Below are 7,282 nucleotides of genomic sequence, written 5' to 3' on the forward strand. Positions count from 1 at the left end.
AAGACATGTTTCTGTATATCAAAAACTCCGTTTTCGCTCTCCAGAAACGAGTCTTGGCAAGGGGAAGGCTCTGCCCTCCTCCCTGCACCCCCACCCGTTAAAAAAGAAAAAATGGCACGTCCCAAAAAAGCAGATAGTGAAACACGCACCGTTTTACGGCTAACGCGTTACTTACCCCGAGAGGATGAACTCTTGCTTGATCGTGCCGCGAAGGCTGGCATGGACTTGTCAGACTTCACGCGTAATATGACATTGTATAGAAAGTTTACACCTCGAAGACCTTTAGCAGAAACAGAGTTTTTGCTTTATCTACGGGGTGAAGTCGGCCGCATTGGGAATAATCTTAATCAACTGGTGCAGCGGTTGAACGCGGCAAAATTAACACCGACGGAACAGGCAGCGGAGAGCGTTTTGCAACAGTTAGCAGAGATTAATGCGGAACTATTAAGGCTTTTACGGGATGGTCATCAAAGGTAAAAGTCGGGGTAATGGTCGTCAGCTGGGCAGTTATCTGCTTTCCAAACGCGACAACGATATAAAGCCTGAGATTTTAGAAATGCGCGGTTTTGCGGATAGTGACCCCATCACAGCTTTAGTTAACAGTGAGCGTGATGTGGCATTAATCAGCAAGTCAAAGAAGCCTTTTTATCAAGGTATTCTTAATCCACGCGAGGGTGAAGCGGCCAACATGACCGCCGACCAATGGCTGGAAAGCGTTAATATTATCGAAAAATGGCTGGGCTACGAAGGATTGCCGCGTCTGGCCGTCAGACACACTAAAGGCGGTCGACAGCATGTTCATGTTGCATGGCTAAGATATGATCATGTAACGAGTAAATTGCGGCCTGACAGTTATAATTTTTATAAACACAATTCCGCCCGCAATGAGATTGAGGTGACATTAGGCCATGAACGTACCCCGAAAATTCGGAATAAAACCAAAGAGCCAGGTCACAAACTGTTATTAACGCAACTGTGGGAACAGGCAAATAATGCCGATGATTTTGTAAATCAGGCACAGGCAGCAGGTTATGAAATCGGGCGCGGTTTAGACCAGCATCCGTATCGGGTTATAACTCCTGAAGGGAAAAGCCTTGATTTAGTGCGACAGCTCGACGGGTATCGTAAAAAAGATGTTCAGGAGCGTTTTAAAAGCTACTCACTGCCGTTTGAAGTGCAAGCTCTGAAAGTACAGCAAGAGCGTTTACAAAGCCGTCAACAAGGCGCAAAACGGCCTACACCCAATCAGTTAATGATAGAATTTATAAATAATTCACAACAGCCTGTAAATGATAATAAAAGTGATATTATGGAGGAATTGCGGCAACAGATGGAACAGAATAAAGGCCGTAAACATAACCGAGGTTTTGAATATTAATCTAACCCTGGCCATACAGTAGAGACATGCCAATCCTTTGCTTGGCAGTCCAGCCATTTGAAGGCATCCCTATGACAATCATTCTCATGCAGCCAAGGGCGATTTCTCATTTCATACATATAGTGTAAAGCCCGATTATATCTGGAACCTGTTTTGGGAACATTGTTTTTTTCAAACCATAGATCAAGATATTGGTGGATAGCTATCCAAGCAATCTTATTATGACGATTATCATTCGCCGCTTTAGGTTTAATTTTTTTTATTTTTTCTTTGATCATGGCCAAGAATAACATGACTTACCATAATAGTCAATACTTTTTTAAAGCAATTTTATAAGCTATTTATGGAAACATTAGAAGAAATGCTCGAACGCCATAAAAGGGAAAAAGCAGAGTTGGCCATTAGACGAGAAAAACGATTGGAGGAATTAATACGCCAATACGGTAAGACTTTGCCCCCTGAAATTTATAACGAATGGGAAATAAGCCATAGCGAAAAATGGTTGTCTTCTGACCATGAAGCCGAAATTGAGGCGTACCCGCTCCATCCAATGGATATTGTTTATCAGGAGATACAACAAAAGCAAACGCAGTTAGAAACGACCAAAGAATTAAATAACGCCTTAATTCCCAGACAAATGAAACATATACAGGATGAAATCAATGCCAGTGATGAGCGCGGAATGAAATTAACGGAAGAAAAATTAAAATTGTTAGAGGAGCATGATAAGGCTATGTACATAAGCTGGAACATTTATAATGAACGGATGCAAGGTCTTGATGCTAATGACCCGACCGTACAGCAATTAAAACAGGAACAATTGCAGGATTTTGAAAATCGAAAATCCCATAGAGAACAGGCGAGTAAATCTTATGATTATGCCATTAGTCAAGAATATAACTATGGGCAAAACTTGAAAAATGTTATAGCGCAGCAGGAAAATTTGGGTAGTACTAAGACAATAGAGGATGAAATGAATGCCTATATGGCCCAGCAAAAAGCAAAAGAACAAGCATTGCGTGAGGAAATGGAAGGTGTTAAAAAAAAGGATATAATGACAGAACTGGAAGAAGCTGCAAAACGGCAGCAGGAACAAAAGTCTAAGGACCCTAATATAGACCCATGGGAATAAAGGGATGTTCGTTTTATCTGGCCCGTTTCCAGCGTCAACAACAATTTTCCCCAGCCTGTCGGCTTTCCTCGCGGGACAAAATTCTTATTGACCCCATCACTTAAAGCCAGCTATTTCTGCATCCATGCTTTAAATCCAGAGGTTTTGTTTAACCGCTTTGCGGAAAACTGCGACCAGTGAAGGGAGAGAAAAAATGATGATTGAGGAAGATTTCTATTGCTATTTCCTGTAATGAACACTACAATTTGTAATGTACATTACAAAGGAGATTGAAATGTCAATTACCGCTAAACAGTTTAATACACTCGAAGACCTGTTTGATTATTACAACGAAGCTTTGTTTGAAAATGAACTGCCTGATTGTTTGGTGAACCTGTCACGGCATAAAGGCGCACACGGATTTTTTGCGCCCGAGCGATGGAAAGACAAAGGGACTGATACGATTATTCATGAGATTTCTCTAAACCCCGACACCATCAACCGCCCCGATAAACAATGGCATTCAACGTTAGTGCATGAAATGGTGCATTTGTGGCAGGAAGCCTTAGGCCACCCGTCGCGCCAGTGTTACCACAACAAAGAATGGGCGGCCAAAATGGAAGCCGTCGGCCTGATGCCCTCGCACAATGGGCAGGCAGGAGGCAAGAAAACAGGCCAGGCTATGACCCATTACGTGATGGAAGGGGGAGCGTTTGAAACGGCTTTTTCCAAGATAGACGAAAATGAATTAGCCGCTTTAAAACTGCCTTATCTGCCTACCCTTCCCTCATTGACCGTTACACCGCCAACAGGCACAGGCAGCGATCCCGAGGGTGACGACGAAGACGAGAAAGAGCCTAAACGCTCAGGAATTAAGGTCAAATACACCTGTTTTTGTGAAAATAATGTTTGGGGTAAGCCTGATTTACGGATGATTTGCATGGAATGCGAGCAGGAATTTAAGCCGCAGCAGCCGAAAGCCAAAAAGCACCAAGAATACGTTGTTAATCAAGAAGGTATGATATTTAGTACAGAGATAAAACCTCAAGCTATGCAAAGATTAAATTTTCACATCCCTTAAAAGGTCTATCAATAAAATTCCCGAAAGGTTACAAACAAAGGGTTTTACAAATTCCCTGATAGATAGGCATATAGTTAAAAAAAGTAATTCACATGACTTTATATTTGTATATTTAGCCTTGATTGTGCTATCTTTAGAGTTCAAAATGAAAGGGGCGTTTATATGTTGTCAATAAATGAAATACACCAAGGGGATTGCAGAAATTTACTTAAACAGATTGAACCAAACAGTATTGCGTTGAGTGTTTGGTCACCCCCATATTTTGTAGGTAAGGAATACGAGAAGTACCTTTCATACGAAGATTGGGTTGAACTTTTAACTGAAACTATAAAGCTGCATTACAATATTCTTAAGCCAGGAGGGTTTTTAGCAATAAATATTGCTGATATTTTATGCTTTCCAGACCCTGCAATACCTAAATTCCAATCAAGGAATATTAGTATGCAGAGATCGCCTATTACAAAAGAACAAATTTTACAGGCAAAAGCGGAAAACCCTGATTTAAATAGAAATCAACTTGCTGCACTATTGGGATGTAGTGAGCAAACCATTGATAGGCGGTTAAATGGAAATAATATCCGAGGAGGAAAATATGAAACTCAAACAAGGGTACATTTAGTAGGGAATATTATTGAACAGGCAGGCTATGAGGCCAAATTATATATGTATGATCGCCGTATTTGGAAAAAAGACCCTTCATGGATGAACTCAAAATGGCATAACTCTTCTTATCGTGCAGTTTCTGAATATGAAGATATTTATATACTGTGGAAGCCAGGAGAAACAGTTGTGAATAGAGATAAGCTTACCTCTCAAGAATGGACTTCATGGGGTTCAAGAGCAGTTTGGGAATTTTCTTCTGTTAGGGCTAATAGAGAACATGAAGCTATGTTTCCTGTTGAATTGCCAAAAAGGCTAATAAAGCTACTTACAGAGCCAGAAGACATTGTATTAGACTGCTTTATGGGCAGCGGAACGACTGCGATTGCAGCGATTTTAGAAAAAAGAAATTATATAGGAACTGAGTTGCTGGAGGAGTATGTAGTCTTGGCAAAAAGAAATATTGAGGAGGAAAAAAAGAAGATTGAAATGAAAAATAGACAGCTAAAACTTGCTTTAGTTAGCTACTAAAAAGTTCTGGATTGTCATTTCTATGAAGAGCAATCCAACCATTCTCTGTTTTTTTAATCTTAGTTGCACGCCAATTATTAATTTTAGAAAGAGGCTCTAATCGTATTCTTATTCGCTTCGCATCGTCTGGCGTCGTTTTGTCATCTTTGCCCGCAATAATTAAGTTTGGAGTGTTTGCAAGTTTAGGCCCGTCGAACATTAAAAGACCATTAGGCACACATACCAATTCAAAATATTTAATTGGATGATTTCCAAATCCAGTGACATCATAAATTGCGTCAAAGAAATAAGTAAGACATATTAAAGTGTTGTCATCCAAAATATAGATAGGAGGTAATTTGGGTTGAAAGTGGTAATTAATTTCACCTGACTTAACTCGCCTAACTGGCCATGTTGAATTTAAAACGCCATCGTTCCAATTTATACCGTCTCCCGAAACTTGGTTAGGAGGTACTACAACTTCATTGGCATTATCGTTGGGGCCTGTTAATTTTACATCGAGATGAATGTAAACCTGCTTATCCGCAAATCTTATATCACCACCTGTTGGAAGGCCTGGAAAAGTTATATTATCTCTTTTAGAGCCAAGAGCCTTTATTATATTGGAGCTTATTGTTTTTTCGCCTAATTCCAGCCAAGGGACAGAAGTGCCTATAGGCCCTCGTCCACGTTGTTCTGGAGGGTAATTTCTCCAAAAAGGAAGTAGTTTTAATGGGTCTAACGTAAAGTTTGACCAAATATCTTCTGCAACAGGTAATATTATTTCATCAAGTAAAAACTGAGTATAATATCTTTCAGTATCAATAATTTGTTGGAGATTGTTGCTTAATTTTTCTCTTGAAAGAAAGTATTGGTCAGATGTAGAATGCATCATTTATGGGATTCAGTAATTTTAAAAAATTGCGTTAATGTAAGGCCTAAAGCATCTGTGATTTTTTTTAATGTATTTATCGTAACAACTTTTTCCCCTCTCTCTATACAACCCAAATAAGTGCGATGAATTGAGCATTGGTCTGCAAACTCCTCTTGAGATAGATTTCTCTCTAAGCGAAGTTCTCTAATTACTTCACCAATTTTTGATACTATTTCAGTCTTGGTAATCATCGGCTAAAGGTAGTGTCATGAACTCTAAAGAGCTACACTCTAAAGATAGCATGTGAATAATTAAGGTTATTGAAAGCGAGATAGTAAGCCCCCTTTGACTGTACCGATTTAAGGTATATCTTCAAAAACCGCTCTTTTAAGCCACTAAACGATACTTTTTTAAATGCAAAAGTGTACTGATTTAAACACTTGTTTATTTCGGTACAGTTCATTATTTTCGTTCTATGAACGAAGCCCTCCCCTCCCCCGTGAACGCGGTTATTTTCACCCGTGTATCAAAACGCTCCCAAGAATATCAAAGACAAATTGCTGACCTAAAGGCAGTTGCTGAAAAGCGCGGATGGACAGTTGCCAAAATTATCACTGAAAAAATTACAGGGATTAAAGGCAACGCCGATCGAGAGAGTATCGAGCAGCTTTTGCAACTATGCGACACCAAACAAATTCAAAAGGTTCTTATAACGGAAGTATCACGTTTAGGCCGTCGCCCATCTCAGACCCACCAAATTTTAGAGCATCTGACCGAAAAGAAAATTTCTATTTATATCCACCAGTATAGTGCCGAGACGCTATTACTGAATGGTAAGCTCAATCCCGCTGTATCAATGATTTTTTCCGTTACGGCTGATATGGCACGTCAGGAGCGGGAAACGATGATTGACCGTATTGTTAGCGGTATGGATGAAGCCAGGCGGCAGGGCAAGACGTTTGGCCGTAAGAAAGGCCGTTTGTATTCCGATGATGATTTAAGAGCCAAATACTCCAAGCCATTGAAGGATTTACAGCAAGGTATCAGTATTCGCAAAGTGGCTAAAATATATGATATTTCACCCGATACGGTGCAGCGGTTAAAGAAATTAATGTAGTTGTATATTTACCGAAAAAGATAAATCATGTTCGATATTCTTAACCTTAATCCAGAAACTCAAAGTAATTTTAGTTGGATATTCTTAGATGCTGTTCTGCACACCGATTACAAAACAGAGGCTGAGTTTCACACATTTTTGAGGAAGTTAAACACAGACTGGCTTATTAAAAGCAAAAACAACATAGATTTCTCATCCGAAGATTGTTTGATACTGGCTATTGGTGACATATTGAAAAATCACATTAATAGTAAAGAAATGGCAGAACATTGCCATCAAGAATTGACTTCAAAATGGATTTTTCATCAAAAATACACCCAGCAAGCAGCGATTGAATAACGCCCCAACGACCAGCAAGCCCCTGCCCTACTCGAAGTTCGCAACCACACGGCGAAAAGCCGTAAGGTTGCTATTGGGGCGCATAGGTGAAGCCAGCCGCACCGCGACCCATTACCCCCCTGCTTTGCGGGGTGTAACAAGTCGCTTTATCAACGCACTTTATTTGGATTATTTGTAATGAACCTTACAAATATTGAATAGCTATATTCAATCAAGTTTTACTGAATAATCTCAAAAAAGCTTGAGTTGAGTTCCAGCCTTTATAGGCGGGG

General features: G+C 39.9%; 10 protein-coding genes. 7 read left to right on the top strand and 3 right to left on the bottom strand.

Annotated features, from left to right (window positions below; all coding sequences use genetic code 11):
* Together G563_RS37120 and G563_RS0117910 are read left to right on the top strand one after the other, a co-directional pair.
* A partial coding sequence (locus G563_RS37120) for a MobC family plasmid mobilization relaxosome protein (protein ID WP_051211059.1) occupies window positions 1-477 on the top strand: 477 nt, incomplete at its 5' end.
* Complete coding sequence (locus tag G563_RS0117910; RefSeq protein WP_028666514.1) at window positions 461-1,378, top strand: relaxase/mobilization nuclease domain-containing protein; 918 nt, start codon at window positions 461-463, stop codon at window positions 1,376-1,378. The genes G563_RS37120 and G563_RS0117910, both read left to right, overlap by 17 nt.
* On the opposite strand, the gene G563_RS0117915 is transcribed toward G563_RS0117910, so the two are convergent.
* Window positions 1,375-1,671, bottom strand: coding sequence for a hypothetical protein (locus G563_RS0117915; protein WP_028666515.1), 297 nt, complete (start codon window positions 1,669-1,671; stop codon window positions 1,375-1,377). The genes G563_RS0117910 and G563_RS0117915 overlap by 4 nt on opposite strands.
* Before the next feature lie 50 nt (window positions 1,672-1,721).
* Between G563_RS0117915 and G563_RS0117920 the strand changes: the two genes are divergently transcribed.
* From G563_RS0117920 to G563_RS35185, 3 genes are all read left to right on the top strand, one after another.
* Window positions 1,722-2,510, top strand: a complete 789-nt coding sequence (locus G563_RS0117920) for a hypothetical protein (RefSeq protein WP_028666516.1) — start codon at window positions 1,722-1,724, stop codon at window positions 2,508-2,510.
* A 250-nt stretch (window positions 2,511-2,760) separates the two neighbouring features.
* Complete coding sequence (locus G563_RS35180) at window positions 2,761-3,570, top strand: SprT-like domain-containing protein (RefSeq protein ID WP_211235289.1); 810 nt, start codon at window positions 2,761-2,763, stop codon at window positions 3,568-3,570.
* A 162-nt stretch (window positions 3,571-3,732) separates the two neighbouring features.
* A complete protein-coding gene (locus G563_RS35185) occupies window positions 3,733-4,701 on the top strand; it encodes a DNA-methyltransferase (protein ID WP_037327381.1) in 969 nt (322 codons plus the stop codon).
* On the opposite strand, the gene G563_RS0117935 is transcribed toward G563_RS35185, so the two are convergent.
* Together G563_RS0117935 and G563_RS0117940 are read right to left on the bottom strand one after the other, a co-directional pair.
* Window positions 4,691-5,575, bottom strand: a complete 885-nt coding sequence (locus G563_RS0117935; RefSeq protein ID WP_028666517.1) for a BglI family type II restriction endonuclease — start codon at window positions 5,573-5,575, stop codon at window positions 4,691-4,693. The two genes, G563_RS35185 and G563_RS0117935, sit on opposite strands and share 11 nt — an antisense overlap.
* A complete protein-coding gene (locus tag G563_RS0117940) occupies window positions 5,572-5,805 on the bottom strand; it encodes a helix-turn-helix domain-containing protein (RefSeq protein WP_028666518.1) in 234 nt (77 codons plus the stop codon). The genes G563_RS0117935 and G563_RS0117940 overlap by 4 nt, the downstream gene beginning before the upstream one ends.
* A 224-nt stretch (window positions 5,806-6,029) precedes the next feature.
* Here G563_RS0117940 and G563_RS0117945 point away from each other — a divergent pair, with 224 nt between their 5' ends.
* Together G563_RS0117945 and G563_RS0117950 are read left to right on the top strand one after the other, a co-directional pair.
* Window positions 6,030-6,671 carry a recombinase family protein gene (locus tag G563_RS0117945; protein ID WP_028666519.1) on the top strand — a complete coding sequence of 214 codons (642 nt, stop codon included), beginning with the start codon at window positions 6,030-6,032 and terminating at the stop codon, window positions 6,669-6,671.
* Between the two features lie 27 nt (window positions 6,672-6,698).
* The gene (locus tag G563_RS0117950) at window positions 6,699-7,010 is read left to right on the top strand and encodes a hypothetical protein (protein ID WP_028666520.1); all 312 of its coding nucleotides are present in this window, start codon (window positions 6,699-6,701) and stop codon (window positions 7,008-7,010) included.
* The last annotated feature ends 272 nt before the right edge of the window (window positions 7,011-7,282 follow it).

It is taken from the genome of Runella zeae DSM 19591, from assembly GCF_000423565.1.
Taxonomy (GTDB): domain Bacteria; phylum Bacteroidota; class Bacteroidia; order Cytophagales; family Spirosomataceae; genus Runella; species Runella zeae.

What these genes read in the sequence shown, in the direction of transcription:
- G563_RS0117935 (WP_028666517.1), bottom strand. Translation starts at nt 5,575, where the DNA reads ATGATGCATTCTACATCTGACCAATACTTTCTTTCAAGAGAAAAATTA.
- G563_RS0117915 (WP_028666515.1), bottom strand. Translation starts at nt 1,671, where the DNA reads ATGTTATTCTTGGCCATGATCAAAGAAAAAATAAAAAAAATTAAACCT.
- G563_RS0117910 (WP_028666514.1), top strand. Translation starts at nt 461, where the DNA reads ATGGTCATCAAAGGTAAAAGTCGGGGTAATGGTCGTCAGCTGGGCAGT.
- G563_RS35185 (WP_037327381.1), top strand. Translation starts at nt 3,733, where the DNA reads ATGTTGTCAATAAATGAAATACACCAAGGGGATTGCAGAAATTTACTT.
- G563_RS0117940 (WP_028666518.1), bottom strand. Translation starts at nt 5,805, where the DNA reads ATGATTACCAAGACTGAAATAGTATCAAAAATTGGTGAAGTAATTAGA.
- G563_RS0117950 (WP_028666520.1), top strand. Translation starts at nt 6,699, where the DNA reads ATGTTCGATATTCTTAACCTTAATCCAGAAACTCAAAGTAATTTTAGT.
- G563_RS0117945 (WP_028666519.1), top strand. Translation starts at nt 6,030, where the DNA reads ATGAACGAAGCCCTCCCCTCCCCCGTGAACGCGGTTATTTTCACCCGT.
- G563_RS35180 (WP_211235289.1), top strand. Translation starts at nt 2,761, where the DNA reads ATGTACATTACAAAGGAGATTGAAATGTCAATTACCGCTAAACAGTTT.
- G563_RS0117920 (WP_028666516.1), top strand. Translation starts at nt 1,722, where the DNA reads ATGGAAACATTAGAAGAAATGCTCGAACGCCATAAAAGGGAAAAAGCA.